Annotated in this window: 12 protein-coding genes; 6 read left to right on the plus strand and 6 right to left on the minus strand. The window is 67.8% G+C overall.

Going from position 1 to position 16,844, the window contains the following annotated elements; genetic code table 11:
• The first annotated feature begins 108 nt into the window (after positions 1-108).
• Positions 109-591: an Lrp/AsnC family transcriptional regulator gene (locus M8R19_RS10735; protein ID WP_249917774.1), complete on the plus strand. Its 483-nt coding sequence runs from the start codon at positions 109-111 to the stop codon at positions 589-591.
• Here the strand turns inward: M8R19_RS10735 and M8R19_RS10740 are convergent.
• Genes M8R19_RS10740 through M8R19_RS10750 form a run of 3 tightly spaced genes read right to left on the minus strand, consistent with a single transcriptional unit; the run spans position 588 to position 2,934 of the window.
• Positions 588-1,508 (minus strand): 5-oxoprolinase subunit C family protein, encoded by a 921-nt coding sequence (locus M8R19_RS10740; RefSeq protein WP_249917775.1) that lies wholly within the window; start codon positions 1,506-1,508, stop codon positions 588-590. The two genes, M8R19_RS10735 and M8R19_RS10740, sit on opposite strands and share 4 nt — an antisense overlap.
• Complete coding sequence (gene pxpB / locus M8R19_RS10745) at positions 1,505-2,182, minus strand: 5-oxoprolinase subunit PxpB (protein WP_249917776.1); 678 nt, start codon at positions 2,180-2,182, stop codon at positions 1,505-1,507. The genes M8R19_RS10740 and pxpB overlap by 4 nt, the downstream gene beginning before the upstream one ends.
• Positions 2,179-2,934 carry a 5-oxoprolinase subunit PxpA gene (locus M8R19_RS10750; protein ID WP_058071449.1) on the minus strand — a complete coding sequence of 252 codons (756 nt, stop codon included), beginning with the start codon at positions 2,932-2,934 and terminating at the stop codon, positions 2,179-2,181. The genes pxpB and M8R19_RS10750 overlap by 4 nt, the downstream gene beginning before the upstream one ends.
• Positions 2,935-3,078: 144 nt before the next feature.
• On the opposite strand from M8R19_RS10750, the gene lpxO reads away from it, so the two are divergent.
• Positions 3,079-3,978, plus strand: coding sequence for a lipid A hydroxylase LpxO (gene lpxO, locus M8R19_RS10755; RefSeq protein ID WP_249917777.1), 900 nt, complete (start codon positions 3,079-3,081; stop codon positions 3,976-3,978).
• 678 nt (positions 3,979-4,656) lie between these two features.
• Here lpxO and M8R19_RS10760 read toward each other — a convergent pair.
• Both M8R19_RS10760 and M8R19_RS10765 read right to left on the minus strand, forming a co-directional pair.
• Positions 4,657-7,200, minus strand: coding sequence for a PepSY domain-containing protein (locus tag M8R19_RS10760; RefSeq protein WP_249920161.1), 2,544 nt, complete (start codon positions 7,198-7,200; stop codon positions 4,657-4,659).
• Between the two features lie 90 nt (positions 7,201-7,290).
• On the minus strand, positions 7,291-9,540 hold the full coding sequence (locus tag M8R19_RS10765; protein ID WP_069861898.1) for a TonB-dependent receptor: 2,250 nt from the start codon (positions 9,538-9,540) through the stop codon (positions 7,291-7,293).
• 203 nt (positions 9,541-9,743) lie between these two features.
• On the opposite strand from M8R19_RS10765, the gene M8R19_RS10770 reads away from it, so the two are divergent.
• The 3 genes from M8R19_RS10770 (at position 9,744) to M8R19_RS10780 (ending at position 13,126) form a co-directional block, all read left to right on the plus strand.
• The gene (locus tag M8R19_RS10770) at positions 9,744-10,424 is read left to right on the plus strand and encodes a Fe2+-dependent dioxygenase (RefSeq protein ID WP_249917778.1); all 681 of its coding nucleotides are present in this window, start codon (positions 9,744-9,746) and stop codon (positions 10,422-10,424) included.
• 1 nt (position 10,425) lies between these two features.
• Positions 10,426-11,220, plus strand: coding sequence for a tetratricopeptide repeat protein (locus tag M8R19_RS10775; protein WP_249917779.1), 795 nt, complete (start codon positions 10,426-10,428; stop codon positions 11,218-11,220).
• 115 nt (positions 11,221-11,335) lie between these two features.
• Positions 11,336-13,126, plus strand: coding sequence for a phosphoethanolamine transferase CptA (locus M8R19_RS10780; RefSeq protein ID WP_249917780.1), 1,791 nt, complete (start codon positions 11,336-11,338; stop codon positions 13,124-13,126).
• 535 nt (positions 13,127-13,661) lie between these two features.
• On the opposite strand, the gene M8R19_RS10785 is transcribed toward M8R19_RS10780, so the two are convergent.
• Positions 13,662-14,825, minus strand: coding sequence for a type III PLP-dependent enzyme (locus M8R19_RS10785; RefSeq protein WP_043315266.1), 1,164 nt, complete (start codon positions 14,823-14,825; stop codon positions 13,662-13,664).
• A 655-nt stretch (positions 14,826-15,480) separates the two neighbouring features.
• Between M8R19_RS10785 and M8R19_RS10790 the strand changes: the two genes are divergently transcribed.
• Positions 15,481-16,752 (plus strand): cation:proton antiporter, encoded by a 1,272-nt coding sequence (locus tag M8R19_RS10790; RefSeq protein WP_249917781.1) that lies wholly within the window; start codon positions 15,481-15,483, stop codon positions 16,750-16,752.
• Positions 16,753-16,844: the final 92 nt, after the last annotated feature.

The following is a 16,844-nucleotide window of genomic DNA, read 5'->3' on the forward strand; positions in this document are numbered from 1 at the left end:
TCAAGGATTCTATGCCCGAAGGCCAGGGCAGGTGCTTGCGTATTCTGCTTGCCAGGCCATCTTGTTTTGGCATGATCTGCCAATCCAAATCCTGAAAGCTGGCCAGATATGCCAAACCACAAACTGGACGCCTACGACCACCGCATCCTCGCCGCCCTGCAGCGCGACGGCCGCCTGAGCAACGTGCAACTGGCCGAGGCCATCGGCCTGTCGCCTTCCCCCTGCCTGCGCCGTGTGCGCTTGCTGGAAGAGGCCGGGGTGATCCGCCGCTACGGCGCCGACTTGGACCGCGACCAGGTCGGCCTGGGCCTGACGGTGTTCGTCGGAATCAAGGTGGAGCGCCACCACGAGGAACAGGCCGAAGCCTTCCGCCGCGCGGTGGTCGACCTGCCCGAGGTGATCTCGGTGCACCTGGTCTCCGGCGAATCGGACTTCCTGCTGCAGGTGGTGGTCCCGGACCTGCGCGCCTACGAGCACTTCCTCACCGGCACCCTGCTGAAACTGCCGGGGGTGAGCGACATCCGCAGCAACTTCGCCATCAGCACCCTCAAGGAATCGGCGCCGCTGCCCCTGCTGCACCTGCCCCGCTAGCCGCGGAAGAAACGGTAGAAGCGCCGCAGATCGTCCTGCGCCACCTCCAGCGTCGTCTCGGCAAAGCGCACCTCGGCGTGAGCCGGGCACTGCGCCAGGCGGCCCAGGTCCAGGGGGTGGACGAAGCCGAGCAACGGGTAGCCGCCCATGCTCTGGTGGTCGGCCTGCAGGACGATGGGCTGGCCGTCCGGCGGCACCTGGATGGCGCCGCGGACCATGCCCAGCGACCACTGCCGGCGGGGTGCGCGGATCGGCTCGCCGTGCAGGCGCGCGCCCATGCGGTCGGATTGCGGGCTGAGTTGCCAGGTGCGCTCGAAGAAGGCGGCACGCTGCTCCGGCTCGAAGGCGTCACCACCGGGCAGCACGCGCAGCACCGGCGTCTCGCGGTAGTCCGGCACGTAGGGCCAGGGCACGCTGGCGCCGCGTTCGAAGGCTGCACCGCTAGCCGCGCAAGGCAGCAGGTCGCCCTCCTCCAGCGCCCGGCCGTCGCCGTGCAGTCCGCCCAGGCCCTCGCGGCGCTGGGTGGCGACGCTGCCCAGCACGGGTTCGACGCGGAAGCCGCCCGCCACCGCCAGGTAGGCGCGCTGGCCGCTGGCGGCGAAGCCCAGTTCCAGTTCCCGCCCGGCGCGCAGGGCGAAGCGCGACCAGCCAGGGCGCGCTTCGCCGTCCACGCGGATCGGCATGGCCGCACCACACAGCGCCAGCCAGCAGTCCGCTTCGGCCCGCAGGCGCAGGCCGCCGAGGGCCACCTCCAGCAGCGGCGTGCCCCAGGCGTTGCCCAACAGGTGGTTGGCCCAGGCCGCGGCATGGATATCCACAGGCCCGCCGGTGGAAACACCGAGATGCTGCCAGCCGTGGCGTCCGGCATCCTGCAGCAGGCTCAGCGGGCCGGCCTTGAGTACCTGCAGGCCGCTCATGGGCAGCCTCCGGCGCGGCGGAAGGCAGCCTCGTCGATGGGCAGGAAACGCACCCGGTCGCCTACCGCCAGCGGGCACGGCGGTTCCTGGTGCGGGTCGAACAGGCGCTGCGCGGTGAGCCCCAGCAGGTGCCAGCCGCCCGGCGAGGCCTGTGGATAGACCGCGGTCTGCCGCTCGGCGATGGCCAGGCTGCCGGCCGCCACGCGGGTGCGCGGGTTGGCCCGGCGCGGCAGGGCCAGGCGTTCGTCCAGCTCGCCGAGATAGGCGAAGCCGGGTGCGAAGCCGATGGCGCCGACGCGGTACTCGCGGGCGCTGTGCAGCTCGATCACCTGGTCCCGCCGCAGGCCGCAGCGCCGGGCCACCTCGTCGAGGTCCTCACCGGCGTACCACACGCGGATTTCATGCAGGCGCCCGGCGGCGTCGCTCGGCTCGGGGCCGGGCCAGTCCGCCAGCAACGGCGCCAGGCGGCGCTGCAGGTCGAGAGGGTCGGTGCGGCGCAGGTCGTAGTGCAGCAGCAGCGTGGTCCAGCCCGGCACCAGGTCGGTCAGCACCTCGCCCAGGGCTGCGCGCAGGCGTTCGGCCAGGGCGGCGATGCGCAGCGGCAGGTGCGCGTCCGGGCGTTCGGCCAGGGTCAGCAGCAGGGCTTCGGCGCCGAAGGGCTCGACGCGGATCATGCGGCGTCCAGCAGGCCACGCAGGCGCCGCAGCACCGCCAGGGATTCGGGGTTGTCGCCGTGTACGCAGAGGCTGTCGGCGCGTAGCCGCAGGGGGTTGCCGTCGATGTCCGGGAAGGGCTCGCCACGGGCGATGGCCAGGGCCTGGTCGAGGATGCGCTGCGGCTCGTGGTGCACCGCGCCGGCCAGGCGCCGCGGGGCCAACTGGCCGTCGGGCAGGTAGGCGCGGTCGGCGAAGGCTTCGAACATCAGCGGCACGTCGGCGGCGTCGGCCAGGGCCAGTTCGCGGCGGTTGTCGGCCAGGGCCAGGACCATCAGCGGCAGGCCCTTGCGGTAGGCCGCGCAGGCATCGAGCACCGCTGCCAGCAGGGCGTCGTCGCGCACCAGGTCGTTGTACAACGCGCCATGGGGCTTCACATAGTCGACGCGGGTGCCGGCGGCGCGGCAGAAGGCGTCCAGCGCGCCCACCTGGTACAGCACCAGGGCCTGCACCTCTTCCGGCGAACAGCTCATATGACGGCGGCCAAAACCGGCCAGGTCGGGGTAGGACGGATGCGCGCCTATGCTCACGCCCTGCTCCACCGCCAGGCGCACGGTGCGCTGGAGGGTCAGCGGGTCGCCGGCGTGGAAGCCGCAGGCCAGGTTGGCCTGGTCGATCAGCGGCATGGCGTGGACGTCGTCGCCCATACGCCAGGCGCCGTAGCTTTCCCCCATGTCGCAGTTGAGCAGGATGCGAGTTGACTGATCGGTCATGATACTGCCTCGACTTCGCCGGCGAGTTTCGGAAACATCCCTAGGTTAAACCAGAGGGCCATCATTTAGTCTTAGGAATATTCAGTAACGATTCAGGGGAGTAATATCCTCCGCTTCCTCCCGCCGAAAGCCATCGACTCGAAGATGAAAGCCCTGATCCTGGCTGCCTACGCGGCCTGCATCGCCTATGTGCACGTACGCGGCAAGGTCCGCCACAAGCTGTCCCGGCAGCTGAGCGACCACTCCAGCTTCCTCGCCCCGCTGAACTGCTTCATGTACCTGTTCTCCAGGGTGCCCAACACGCCCTACCTGACGCCCAACGCCTTCCCGGAGATGCAGAAGCTCACCGACAACTGGGAAGTCATCCGCGCCGAGGCCCTGCGCCTGCGCGAGGCCGGCAGCATCAAGCGCTCCGAGCAGTACAACGACGTCGGCTTCAACTCCTTCTTCAAGACCGGCTGGAAGCGCTTCTACCTGAAGTGGTACGACGACGCCCACCCCTCGGCCGACGTGGTCTGCCCGCAGACCACCGCGCTGCTGCGGGAGATTCCCTCGGTGAAGGCGGCGATGTTCGCCGAGCTGCCGCCGGGCTCGCGCCTGGTGCGCCACCGCGACCCCTACGCCGGCTCGCTGCGCTACCACCTGGGGCTGTTCACGCCGAACGACGAAGGCTGCTTCATCGAGGTGGACGGCCAGCGCTATGCGTGGAAGGACGGCGAGGCCGTGGTGTTCGACGAGACCTACATCCACTACGCCGAGAACACCACCGAGCATGACCGGGTGATCCTCTTCTGCGACGTCGAGCGGCCGCTGAAATACCGCTGGGCGCAGGCCTTCAACCGCTGGTTCAGCCGCAACGTAATGGCTGCCGCCGCCTCGCCCAACGACGACGGCGACAAGACCGGCGGCATCAACCGCGCCTTCGGCACGCTGTACAAGATCCGCCTGCAGGGCAAGGCGCTGAAGAAGCGCAACCGCAAGCTGTACTACCTGCAGAAGTGGGCGTTCTTCGGGGCGATCCTGGCGTTCATTCTCTGGATCTGAAGGTGCGGTGCTCTTCGTAGGAGCGCGCCCTGCGCGCGAAATCGCGGGCAGGGTCCGCTCCTACATGTCGCCGGGAGGCATGGTATTTCTCCCCCGTAGGAGCGGACCTTGTCCGCGATAGTCGGAGATTCCGGCGCGATTCGCGGATAAGATCCGCTCCTACGCTGCCCCACCCATGCCATTCCCATGTAGGAGCGCGCCCTGCGCGCGAAATCGCGGGCAGGGCCCGCTACAGGTAGCCGGGAAACACGGCGTTCCTCCCCCGTAGCGGACCTTGTCCGCGATAGCCGGAGGTTCCGGCGCGTTTCGCGGATGAGATCCGCTCCTACGCTGCCCCACCCATGCCATTCCCTTGTAGGAGCGCGCCCTGCGCGCGAAATCGCGGGCAGGGCCCGCTCCTACAGGTGGCCGGGAAACACGGCGTTCCTCCCCCGTAGGAGCGGACCTTGTCCGCGATAGCCGGAGGTTCCGGCGCGTTTCGCGGATGAGATCCGCTCCTACGCTGCCCCAGCACGCCATTCCCTTGTAGGAGCGCGCCCTGCGCGCGATTTCGCGGGCAGGGCCCGCTCCTACAGGTAGCAGGGAAACACGGCATTCCCCCTGTAGGAGCGGACCTTGTCCGCGATTACGCCGGCAAGGCTGGCGTTCAGTCCAGAGACGTTGCAGTGGGCCGGTTCATCAGTAAACATCCCGCCGATAGCGCCCTTCTTCCAGCAACGCTTCCACCGCCAGGTCGCCCAGCGCTTCGCGCAGCACCGCGTCCACGCCGCCGGCCATGCCTTCCAGGCTGCCGCAGACGTAGATCGCCGCGCCCTCTTCCAGCCACTGCCGCAACTCCTCAGCGCGTTCACGCAGCACGTCCTGCACGTAGACCTTGCTCGCCTGGTCGCGGGAGAAGGCCACGTCCAGGCGCTGGAGTTCGCCGCTCAGCAGGTAGCCTTCCAGCTCTTCGCGGCAGTAGAAGTCGTGCTCGCGGTTGCGTTCGCCGAACAGCAGCCAGTTGCGCCGGCGGCCCGCGCCTATGCTGGCGCGCAGCAGCGAGCGCAGGCCGGCCAGGCCGGTGCCGTTGCCGATCAGGATCAGCGGGCGGTCTTCCTCCGGCAGGTGGAAGCCGGCGTTGCGGCGCAGGCGCAGGGCCAGGCCGGCGCCGGGTTGCAGGTATTCGGTGAGCCAGCCGGAGCCCACGCCCAGGCTGCCGTCGGGGTGGCGCTCCTGGCGCACGATCAGCTCCAGGGCGCCGTCGCTGGGCAGCGAGGCGATGGAGTATTCCCGCGCCGCCAGCGGCACCAAGGCGTCCAGCACGGCCTGCGGGTGCAGGCCGACCAGGTGGCCGAGGGAGGCCGGCAGCTCGCGCCCGGTCAGGGCTTCGGCCAGGCCCACGCGGCCGCCGTCGACCTCGACGCAGGCCATGCTGTCCACCCCCAGCCGCGCCAGCCAGGCCAGAACGCGTTCGCGCGGGTGCTGCGGAAGGATTTCCACCAGGTCGCCGGCGCGCCAGTCGGCGCTGCTGCCGGCCGGCGCTTGCAGGCGCAGCAGCCAGGTGGACTGGCCCTGGCTGCCGGGGTTGAGGTGTTCGCGGGCGGCCAGGCTCCACAGCTCGTATTGCGGCGCGGCAAAGGGCGCCGGCGCGGTCACGCCGGTCAGTTGCGCCAGGTGTTGCTGCCACTCGCGCAGGGCGGCGGCGTCGCCGTTGTCCACTTCCACGCCGTCGAACAGCGGCTGCGCGCCCTGTCCTTGCAGCCAGCCCTGCATGCGCCGGGCGAAGCCGCAGAAGGCCTGGTACTGGCGGTCGCCCAGGGCGAGCATGGCGAAGCGCAGCTGGCCGAGGCCGGCGGCTTCGCCGAGCAGCTTGCGCTCGAAGCCGCGGGCGCTGTCCGGGGCCTCGCCGTCGCCGAAGGTGCTGACCACGAAGAGCGCGTTGCGCGTCTGCTCCAGTTGCTGGCGGTCCAGGCGCGCCAGGGGCTCGACGCGCACCGCCAGGCCCGCGGCCTGCAGCTGCCCGGCGCTCTGCCAGGCCAGTTGCTCGGCGAAACCGCTCTGGCTGGCGTAGCCCACCAGCCAGGCATCGGCGCCGCCGGCGCCAGCCAGTTCGACGCGGGCGGCCTGGGCGGCCTTCTTCTTGCGCCGGCGGTCGAGGTAGAGCAGCCAGCCGGTGACGAAGAACAGCGGCATGGCCAGGCTCGCCAGCATCATCAGGATGCGCCCGGGCATACCGAAGTAGCTGCCCACGTGCAGGGCGTAGACGCTGGTCAGCAGTTGCTTGCCGAAGCTGCTGTCGGCGTAGCGCTTGTCGCCCAGCAGGCGGCCGCTCTTCGGATCGATGCGCATTTCGTTGAAGGCGCGTTCGTGGGCGGCGTCGTCCAGGCGGTAGAACACCGTGGCCGGCTGCCCGCCCACCGGCGGCAGGCGCAGGTTGTAGGCCTCGAGCTGGGGGCCGGCGGTGCTGCGCAGGGTGTTCCACAGGGCGCTGTAGTCCACTTCCAGCGGCGGCCCCTTGGGCGCTTCGCCGCCACGGCCACCGCGGCCGCCCTGGCGCTGCTGGCCGGCCGGGGCGTCGTCGAGCAGCTTGAACAGCGCGCCGCGGTACCAGTCGTAGGACCAGTACAGGCCGGTCAGCGAGGCCAGCAGGTAGAAGGCCAGGCACCAGGTGCCGGCCACGGCGTGCAGGTCCCAGTTGAAGGCGCGGCCCTTCTTGCGCCAGTCCAGGGCCAGCCAGGCGCGCCAGCTCAGGGTCTTGCGCGGCCAGCGCAGGTACAGGCCGGAGAGGCAGAAATAGATGAGGATCAGGGTGCAGGCAGCGGTCACCTGCTTGCCGAACTCGCCCAGGGCCAGGAAGCGGTGCAGCTGCATGATGAACATGAACAAGCCTTCCCCGGACGGCGCCGGCAGCGAGGCACCGGTGTAGGGGTCGACGTAGCGCGATTCGCCGCGGCGCTGGCCCGGCGGCGGGGTGAAGAAGATGCGCGCGGCCTCGTCGCCGTCGACCCTGGCCCAGACGAAGGACACCTTCTTGCCCGGCTCGGCGGACTCCACCCGCCGCACCAGCTCGTCCAGCGCCAGGGTGCCGCCGGGCTGCTCCTGCACCGTCAGGCTGGCAGGGTTGAAGGCACGCAGCAGTTCGTCCTGGAACGACAGCGCCGCCCCGGTCACGCCCATCAGGGCCAGCACCAGGCCGGCGCTTATGCCGAAGAACCAATGCAGCTGGAACCAGACTTTCTTCAACACCTTGCTCTCACCTCGGGCGCGGGGCGCCAAACAATAGAAAACCCCGCCCGAAGGAGCAACGGGCGGGGTGCACGGAAGGCCGTGCGATCAGAAGTGCAGGTTCACCCCCAGCAGCGCCGTGCGGCCCGGGGCCACGTGGGCCATGTGGGTGCTGTAGACCTGGTCGAAGTAACGCTTGTCGGTCAGGTTCTGCACGTTCAGCTGCAGGTCGACGTTCTTGCTCAGCTTGTAGCTGGCCATGGCGTCGTAGCGCCAGTAGGACGGGATGTAGGTCGAGTTGGCAGTGTTGCCGAACTGCTTGTCCACGTAGGTGGTGCCGCCGCCGATGGTCAGGTCCTGCAGCACCTCGTAGGTGGTCCACAGGGTGAAGTTGTTCGGTGCCACCTGCGGCATGCGGTTGCCTTCGTCGGACTTGGTGGTCGACTTGCGGATCTCGCTATCCAGGTAGGTGTAGCCGCCGAAGACCTTCCACTTGGGCGTCAGCTGGCCGCTGAAGCCCAGTTCCACGCCCTGCACGCGCTGTTCGCCGTCGAGCACCTGGAAGGAGCTGTTGTCCGGGTCGGCGACGCGGGCGTTGGTCTTGTCGGTGCGGAACACCGCGGCGTTCAGCGACAGCGCCTCGTCGAAGAAGTCCCACTTGGTGCCCAGCTCCAGGTTGCGGTTGCGTTCCGGGTCCAGGCTGGTGTTGGCCGCGCTGACTTCCTGGCCGCCCTCGCCTGCGGTCTCGCCGCTGGGGTTGCTGGAGGTGGACCAGGCCAGGTAGATGCTGCCGTTGGGCAGCGGCTTGTAGACCAGGCCTGTCTGGTAGTTCCAGAAGTGGGTGTTGCTCTCGCGCTTGAAGTTGCCCGGCGCCGAGCCGCGGCCACCGGTGCTGTAGCCGCTGGACTCGGTGTCGAAGTCGTCGTAGCGCAGGCCCAGGTTCAGGTCCCACTGCTCGTTGAGCTTGAGGGTGTCGAACACGTAGACGGCCGAGGTCTTGGTATCGGTGTCGGTGTAGGCCTGGCTGTCGACGATGCTGCCGGTCCAGGGGTCCTTGGGCGTCGGGTTGGCCAGGCTGGTGCAGTCGCCGCTGGCCAGCAGGGCGGCGTTGCAGGTGTTGCCCGCGGCCCCCGGGGTCACCACGTAGGGACGGTTGTGCACGTCCTCGTAGCTGAACTCCAGGCCGGTCACCAGGCTGTGCTGGATGCTGCCGGTGTCGAAGGTGGCCTTCAGGTCGGTCTGGTTGACCCAGCCCTTGGAGGTGGAGTTGCGGTTCTTCGACGAGCGATAGACGTAGCCGTTGGCGACGTTGCCGCGGCTGTCGTCGGGGTTGCTGACCACGTAGTCGAGGGTGGTGCGGACCATGCGGAAGCTGTTGGACAGCGTCAGGTCGTCGTTGAGGTCGTGCTCGATGCGGAAGGTGCCGCTGTCGGTGGTGCTCTTGCGGTAGTCGCGGTGGGTCAGGCCGTAGAAGTTGTCGCGGTCGACCGAGGCCGGCTTGCTCGGGTTGTGCTTGCTGCGGTCGACGTTGGTCAGCGGCAGGCCGTAGTCCGGGATGTCGTCGGTGGCCAGGTGGTAGTAGGAGAAGGTCGCGCGGGTCGGGGTGTTGAAGCCGAAAGTGATGGTCGGCGCCACGCCCCAGCGGCTGACGCTGACGTCGTCGCGGCCGGCGACGTTGGCTTCGTGCTTCATCAGGTTCAGGCGGAAGGCCGCGTTGTCGCCCAGGGTGTGGTTGACGTCCAGGGTGGTGCGGTGGGTCTGGTCGGAACCGTAGGTGAAGCTGGCGTCGTTGAAGTCCTGCAGCTTGGCGGTCTTGCTCACCAGGTTCAGGCTGCCGCCGGTGGAGCCGGCGCCGGTGTAGGCCGAGCCCGGGCCCTTGCTGACTTCGATCTGCTCGATGTTGAACACTTCGCGGGTCTGCGAGGCGACGTCGCGCATGCCGTCGAGGAAGGTGTCGCTCTCGGCGTTGAAACCGCGGATGAACGGACGGTCGCCCGCCGGGTTGCCGCCCTCGCCGGCGCCGAAGGTGATGCCGGGCGTGGTGCGCAGGGCATCGACCAGGGTCAGGGCGCCGGTGTCCTTGATCACCTGCTGCGGGATCACGGTGACGGTCTTGGGCGTGTCGAGCAGCGGCGCGGTGTACTTCTGCGAGGCCGACTGCTGGACGTTGTAGGTTTCTTCGCCCTGCTGGCCGACGACGGTGTCGGCATCCAGCGACAGCACATCCTGTGCGGGCTTCTTCTCGGTGGACTCCGCCGCCTGGGCGAAGTGGCTGCCGGACATGGCGGTGATGGCCACACCGACGGCGGAGACCAGCAGGCGCGGAGCGCTGGTGGCTTCGACAGATTGACGCGACATCGAAAGTTCCCTCCCCAGGGACTTGCTGAAGGCGGCGCAATCTAGTGCAAAACGAGAATCTGTATCAATTAGTAAATATTATCAGACGCACTTTATTTACAACATTTACATTTACCCCGTGCGACCGTTCGCCACCTCCGCTATACGCTGCAAATGCAAATGTCTATCATCGGCGCCGGATTTTCATTTGACCGAGCCCCGCCATGCTGCTGCACATTCCCGGCCTGTTCACCCGCGACGAGGTGACCCGCATCCGCACCGCCCTGGAGCAGGCCGAGTGGGGCGACGGCAAGGTCACCGCCGGCTACCAGTCGGCCAAGGCCAAGCACAACCTGCAGCTGGCCCAGGACCACCCGCTGGCCCGCGAGATTTCCGAAGCCATGCTGCTGCGCCTGTGGCAGAACCCGCTGTTCATGTCCGCGGCCCTGCCGCACAAGGTGTTCCCGCCGCTGTTCAACTGCTACACCGGCGGCGGCAACTTCGACTTCCACATCGACAACGCCGTGCGCGACGTGCAGGGCGGCCGCGAACGGGTGCGCACCGACTTGTCCTCGACGCTGTTCTTCAGCGACCCCGAGGACTACGACGGCGGCGAGCTGGTCATCCAGGACACCTACGGCGAGCAACGCGTGAAGCTGCCGGCCGGCGACCTGGTGCTCTACCCCGGCACCAGCCTGCACAAGGTCGAGCCGGTGACCCGCGGCGCGCGCTTCGCCTCGTTCTTCTGGACGCAGAGCCTGGTGCGCGAGGACAGCCAGCGCGCCCTGCTGTTCCAGATGGACCAGGCGATCCAGAAGCTCACCGCCGACGTGCCGGAGCACCCGGCCCTGATCGAGCTGACCGGCACCTACCACAACCTGCTGCGGCGCTGGGTCGAGGTCTGACATGACGTTCGTCCTGCGCCGGCGCGAAGAGCTCTCGGTGGAGCAACTGCGCGCACGCCTGGCCAGCGAACCGCGCCAGGCCGCGGCGGCCATCCTCGAAGCCGCGCGCCAGGGCGACGTCGAGGCCCAGGCGCTGCTCGGGCAGATCCTCCTCGACGGCCAGGGCATCGAGCGCGACGCCGCGCTGGCGGCGACCTGGTTCCGCATCGCCGCCGAGCGCGGCCACGGCATGGCGCGCAACATGCTCGGGCGCTGCCTGGAGCACGGCTGGGGCGTGCCCGCCAACCCCGCCGAGGCGGCCGAACACTATGCCCGCGCAGCGGCCGTGGACCTCGACTGGGGCCTGTACAACCTGGCCAACCTGCTGGCCACCGGCCGCGGCGTGCCACGCGACGCGGCCCATGCCCTGGCGCTGTACCGGCGCGCCGCCGACCTCGGCCATGCCAAGTCGATGAACCTGGTCGGCCGCCACTACGAGGAAGGCCTGTGCGTGCCGCGCAACCCGGAACTGGCCCGCGAGTGGTACCGCCGCTCGGCGGTGGCCGGCGACTTCCGCGGCCAGTTCAGCCACGCCGCGGCGCTGGCCGAACGGGGCGAGGTGGAGGACGCGCACTACTGGCTGCTGCGCGCCCTGGAGGGCGGCAACCTGAACTTCCTGCGGGTGGCCCGCGAGCAGCTGGAACAGGCGCCGCAGCCGCAACTACGCAGCCTGGCCCTGGCCTACTACCGGCGCGCCGCGGAGCTCGGCGAGACGGCCGACGCCGACCTGTTCGCCGCGGCGCTCAAGCGCCTGTAAGCGATTTCTTGACGTTTTTTTCACACGCCCTTGCCTCGCCCTTCACACGCTCCCCGCTAGGCTCGCTGCCCAACTGACCGCCCTGCACGGGCGGCCCCTGCAAGACGAGGCAAGCGTGTCGACTGCAACCACCCCCTCCCGCCGCAAGGTGGACTGGGCCGGCCTGGGCTGGCTGCTGCTGTTCTTCTGGTACTTCTCCGGCGTCACCCAGGCGCTGATCCTGTTCAGCGGCACCACCGGCTTCGCCGGCTTCCGCGACGCCTTCTTCCTCAGCAGCCTGTGGCTGGCCCCGCCGCTGCTGCTGCCGCGCTTCACCCGCGGCCTGGCGGCGCTGATCGGCCTGGTGCTGTGGGCGGCCTCGCTGGTGGGCCTGAGCTACTTCGGCATCTACCACCAGGAGTTCTCGCAGAGCGTCATCTTCGTCATGTTCGAGTCGAACACGGCCGAGGCCGGCGAATACTTCAGCCAGTACTTCAGCACCTGGCTGTGCCTGGCGCTGCTGTTCTACACGGCGGTGGCGGTGCTGCTGTGGCGGCGCGTGCGCCCGCTGCGCATGCCGGCGCCAGCCCGGGTGGTCCTGGCCGTGCTGCTGGTGGCGGCGAACCTGGCGTACCCCTTCTACAAGCAGATGGTCAGCCAGGAGCGCAGCTTCGCCCAGGCCCTGGAGAAGGTGCAACAGCGCATGGAGCCGGCGGTGCCCTGGCAACTGGTGGTGGGCTATGTGCAGTACCGCCAGCAGCTGGACAACATGCAGAAGCTGCTGCAGCGCAACGCCGCCCTGCCGCCGCTGAAGAACCTCAAGGATGACAGCGGCGAGGCGCCGCGCACCCTGGTGCTGGTGCTGGGCGAATCCACCACCCGCGAGCACATGCACCTGTACGGCTACGACCGGCCGACCACGCCGAACCTCGACGCCCTGGCCGCCGGCGACCGCAACCTGACGGTGTTCAAGGACGTGGTCTCGCCGCGCCCCTACACCATCGAGGTGATGCAGCAGATCCTCACCTTCGGCGACGAGCAGCACCCGGACCGCTTCCTCACCGACCCGTCGCTGATCAACCTGATGAAACAGGCCGGCTACAAGACCTTCTGGATCACCAACCAGCAGACGATGACCAAGCGCAACACCATGCTCACCACCTTCTCGCAGCAGACGGACGAGCAGTTCTACCTGAACAACCAGCGCAACCAGAACGCCCGCCAGTACGACGACGTGGTCTTCGCGCCCTTCGAACAGGTGCTCAAGGACCCGGCGCCGAAGAAACTCATCGTGGTGCACCTGCTGGGCACGCACATGGACTATCGCTACCGCTACCCCGAGGCGTTCGCCCGCTTCAAGGACCGCCAGGGCGTGCCGGCCGGGCTCTCGGACGACCAGGCGGACACCTACAACGCCTACGACAACGCGGTGCTGCACAACGACTTCGTGGTCGCCAGCCTGATCAAGCGCTACGCCGCCAGCGAGCCGAACGGCTTCCTGGTGTACCTCTCCGACCATGGCGAGGAGGTCTTCAGCTCCGGCAAGCACGACCGCCTGGGGCGCAACGAGGGCGACCCGACGCGGCCGATGTACACCATCCCCTTCCTGCTCTGGACCTCGCCGAGCTGGCAACAGGCCCACCCCCGCGACCTGCAGGCGCTGAGCGAAAGGCCCTACAGCAGCTCGCACCTGATCCACACCCTGTCCGACCTGGCGGGCCTGAGCTACGACCGCTACGAGCCGGGCAAGAGCCTGGTCAACGAGCGCTTCGTGGCGGCACCCCGCTGGATCGGCGACCCCTACGCGAAGAACGGCCTGCACGAGTTCGACAAGCTGCCGCTGGATAACGCAATGGGCGACCAGCAGTTGGCCAAGGCAAGCAAGGCGCCGGCCGCCGTCCAGGTGCGCCAGGCCAACGAGGGTTGAAGCAGCGCGGGCCCTGCCCGCGATTTCGCGCGCAGGGCGCGCTCCTACATGGAATGGCGTGGGTGGGGTAGCGTAGGAGCGGATCTCATCCGCGAATCGCGCCGATACCTCCGGCTATCGCGGACAAGGTCCGCTCCTACGCCCGTGCGTCCCTGGAACTGTAGGAGCGGGCCCTGCCCGCGATTTCGCGCGCAGGGCGCGCTCCTACATGGGTATGGCGTGGGTGGAGTAGCGTAGGAGCGGATCTCATCCGCGAATCGCGCCGATACCTCCGGCTATCGCGGACAGAGTCCACTCCTACGTCCGTGCCATCCAGGAACTGTAGGCTGCGCCGAGGTGCTCTTCGTAGGAGCGAGCTTGCTCGCGAACCAACCCTCCAGCACCGTGCCAGCCCGGTTCGCGAGCAAGCTCGCTCCTACGAAAAGCCGCTCCTCCGGCAATCCTACGAAAAGCACCTCGGCGCAGTCGGAAAGGCATTGGCTGGGACAAAAGAAAAAACCCCGCATCGGCGGGGTTTCTTCGGTTCAGCTGCGGCTCAGATGTAGAAGGCCTTCAGCGGCGGGAAGCCGTTGAATTCCACCGCGCTGTAGCTGGTGGTGTAGGCGCCGGTGGACAGCCAGTACAGGCGGTCGCCGGCGGCCAGGTTCAGCGGCAGGCCATACTTGTAGTGCTCGTACATGATGTCGGCGCTGTCGCAGGTCGGGCCGGCGATCACCACTTCTTCCATCTCGCCCTTCTTCTCGGTCCAGATCGGGAACTTGATGGACTCGTCCATGGTTTCGATCAGGCCGGAGAACTTGCCCACGTCCGCGTACACCCAGCGCTCCACCGCGGTGCGCGACTTGCGCGCCACCAGCACCACTTCGCTGACCAGGATGCCGGCGTTGGCGATCAGCGAGCGGCCCGGCTCGAGGATGATCTCCGGCAGGTCGTCGCCGAAGTCTTCCTTGAGGAAGCGGATGATCTCCTCGGCGTAGGTTTCCAGGTCGTTGGTCTTGGCGATGTAGTTCGCCGGGAAGCCGCCGCCCATGTTGATCATCTTCAGTTCGATGCCGTCTTCTTCCTTCAGGCGCTCGAAGATCACCTTGACCTTGGCGATGGCGGCATCCCACACGGAGATGTCACGCTGCTGCGAGCCGACGTGGAAGGAGATGCCGTAGGGCACCAGGCCCAGCTGGCGGGCGAGGATCAGCAGGTCCATGGCCATGTCGGTCTGGCAGCCGAACTTGCGCGACAGCGGCCAGTCGGCGGTGGTCGAACCCTCGGTGAGGATGCGCACGTAGACCTTCGAGCCCGGCGCGGCCTTGGCGATGTTGCGCAGGTCGGCCTCGGAGTCGGTGGCGAACAGGCGCACACCCTTCTCGTAGAAGTAGCGGATGTCCTTGGCTTTCTTGATGGTGTTGCCGTAGCTGATGCGCTCCGGGCCGACCCCGGTCTTCATCACCTTGTCCAGCTCGTAGATCGAGGCGATGTCGAAGTTCGAGCCCTTGTCGCGCAGCAGCTCGGTGATCTCGGTGGCCGGGTTGGCCTTGACCGCGTAGTACACCTTGGCGAACGGGAAGCAGTGGGTCAGCTGGTCGTAGGCGTCGGCGATGGTCTGCTTGTCGATGACGACGAAGGGGGTTTCCTGCTTGTCGGCAAATGCCTTCATACGCTGGAAGGTTTCAGGGGCGAAGTAATCCTCGACCTTGATGGACATGGTTGGGACTCCCAATGGCAAAACACATGGATACGTAGGGGTGAAGCTGAACGTCTAATCCGTTTCCCCACTTTGGTTCGCCTACTTCCCAAGGCATGTCGCCGAGTATCACCTGGTGCCCGGCGCTTTCTGCGAAGGGCTCGCAGAAACCACTGAACTGATTAGTCAGGCAGACTCTCGTCGTCAGTACTTGAGCCGGATGGATCGTTTCCAGCATGGACGTTCGGGCGCGAACTTTAGGACCTGAAGTCCGTGAGTTCAACCAGAAATTACCGCTTTCCCGAATCCCTTTGTCGCCTTGCCGGTTGACTGTTCTAGATACTCCACAAAATGCACGGAATACCGCACAGCACGGGCTTTCCAGGGGTTTCGGAACGCCCCGATCATCCCCCTTCTTTTTGACAGACCGGGGACAGCGACGAGGGTTCATCCCCAGCATCGTCACGCACCAGGTTTTGGAGAAAGTTCGCGCACCAGGCTCGGAAACCCTAACCACGGGAGGAACCCATACTCCCCGCCCCTGTCGGACGAAACCTCGGCGCTCGCCAATATGCCCGCCATATCCGGTTATCATCCGGTCTCTTTCCGCGTGCCCCCGACCCAGGGATAGGTCACTGGGGCCGGCCCACTTGCCTTGCCAAGGAGTACCTGCGACATGCTCGACCTCGCCGCGGCGTTCATCACGCTCACCACCCTGCTCACCTACGTGAACTACCGCTTCGTGCGGCTGCCGCCGACCATCGGCGTGATGGCCACGGCGCTGGTGTTCTCGCTCCTCGCCCAGGGCCTGTCGATGGCCGGCTACCCGGTGCTGGAGGTGGAGATGCAGCAGATCATCCGCCGCATCGACTTCTCCGAAGTGCTGATGACCTGGTTCCTGCCCGCGCTGCTGTTCGCCGGCGCCCTGCACGTGAACCTCAGCGACCTGCGCAACTACAAGTGGCCCATCGGCCTGCTGGCCACCTTCGGCGTGCTGATCGCCACCACGGTGATCGGCTACCTGGCGCACTACACCTTCGCCCTGTTCGGCTGGCACGTGGACTTCATCTACTGCCTGCTGTTCGGCGCGCTCATCTCGCCCACCGACCCCATCGCGGTGCTCGGCATCCTGCGCTCGGCCGGCGCGCCCAAGCCGCTGGCCACCACCATCGTCGGCGAGTCGCTGTTCAACGACGGCACCGCGGTGGTGGTGTTCACCATCCTCCTGGGCATCCTCCAGGCCGGCGAGGCGCCGACCGTCTCGGCCACCGCCTGGCTGTTCCTGCAGGAAGCGGTGGGCGGCGTGCTGTTCGGCGCGGCGCTGGGCTACGGGGTGTTCCTGATGATGCGCGGCATCGATCAGTACCAGGTGGAAGTGATGCTGACCCTCGCCCTGGTCATCGGCGGCGCCGCCCTGGCCGCGCGCCTGCACGTGTCGGCGCCGATCGCCATGGTGGTGGCCGGGCTGATCATCGGCAACCACGTCCGCGAGTACGCCATGTCCGACGAGACGCGGCGCTACGTCGACAAGTTCTGGGAGCTGATCGACGAAATCCTCAACGCCCTGCTGTTCGCCCTGATCGGCCTGGAGCTGCTGCTGTTGCCGTTCAACTGGCTGCACGTGGTGGCCGCCCTGGTCCTCGGCGGCGCGGTGCTGGCCTCGCGCCTGCTCACCGTGGCCCCGGCCATCCTGGTGCTGCGCCAGACCGAGGCCGGGCGCCGCCAGGTGCCGAGCGGGACCATCCGCATCCTGGTCTGGGGCGGCCTGCGCGGCGGCGTCTCGGTGGCCCTGGCGCTGTCGCTGCCGCTGGGCGAGCAGCGCGACCTGATCCTCAGCCTGACCTACGTGGTGGTGCTGGTGTCCATCCTGCTCCAGGGCCTGTCCATCGGCCCGCTGGTGCGCACCATCTACCGTGGCGAGGCGCCCGCGGCCGACGACGACCACTGAGGCGGGGCCTTGCGTCGCCGCACCTGCCGGCGACGCAAGGCTTTGGGCTATAATCCCGCGTTTTTCCGGGCCGACCGCGCCCGCCGTCACCG

Origin of the sequence: Pseudomonas sp. R3.Fl, assembly GCF_023516765.1 — a bacterium.
Taxonomy (GTDB): Bacteria; Pseudomonadota; Gammaproteobacteria; order Pseudomonadales; family Pseudomonadaceae; genus Pseudomonas; species Pseudomonas citronellolis.

Excerpts from the sequence above, each read along its gene's own strand:
- M8R19_RS10735 (WP_249917774.1), top strand. The coding sequence starts at position 109 with ATGCCAAACCACAAACTGGACGCCTACGACCACCGCATCCTCGCCGCC.
- M8R19_RS10740 (WP_249917775.1), bottom strand. The coding sequence starts at position 1,508 with ATGAGCGGCCTGCAGGTACTCAAGGCCGGCCCGCTGAGCCTGCTGCAG.
- pxpB (WP_249917776.1), bottom strand. The coding sequence starts at position 2,182 with ATGATCCGCGTCGAGCCCTTCGGCGCCGAAGCCCTGCTGCTGACCCTG.
- M8R19_RS10750 (WP_058071449.1), bottom strand. The coding sequence starts at position 2,934 with ATGACCGATCAGTCAACTCGCATCCTGCTCAACTGCGACATGGGGGAA.
- lpxO (WP_249917777.1), top strand. The coding sequence starts at position 3,079 with ATGAAAGCCCTGATCCTGGCTGCCTACGCGGCCTGCATCGCCTATGTG.
- M8R19_RS10765 (WP_069861898.1), bottom strand. The coding sequence starts at position 9,540 with ATGTCGCGTCAATCTGTCGAAGCCACCAGCGCTCCGCGCCTGCTGGTC.
- M8R19_RS10770 (WP_249917778.1), top strand. The coding sequence starts at position 9,744 with ATGCTGCTGCACATTCCCGGCCTGTTCACCCGCGACGAGGTGACCCGC.
- M8R19_RS10775 (WP_249917779.1), top strand. The coding sequence starts at position 10,426 with ATGACGTTCGTCCTGCGCCGGCGCGAAGAGCTCTCGGTGGAGCAACTG.
- M8R19_RS10785 (WP_043315266.1), bottom strand. The coding sequence starts at position 14,825 with ATGTCCATCAAGGTCGAGGATTACTTCGCCCCTGAAACCTTCCAGCGT.
- M8R19_RS10790 (WP_249917781.1), top strand. The coding sequence starts at position 15,481 with ATGCTCGACCTCGCCGCGGCGTTCATCACGCTCACCACCCTGCTCACC.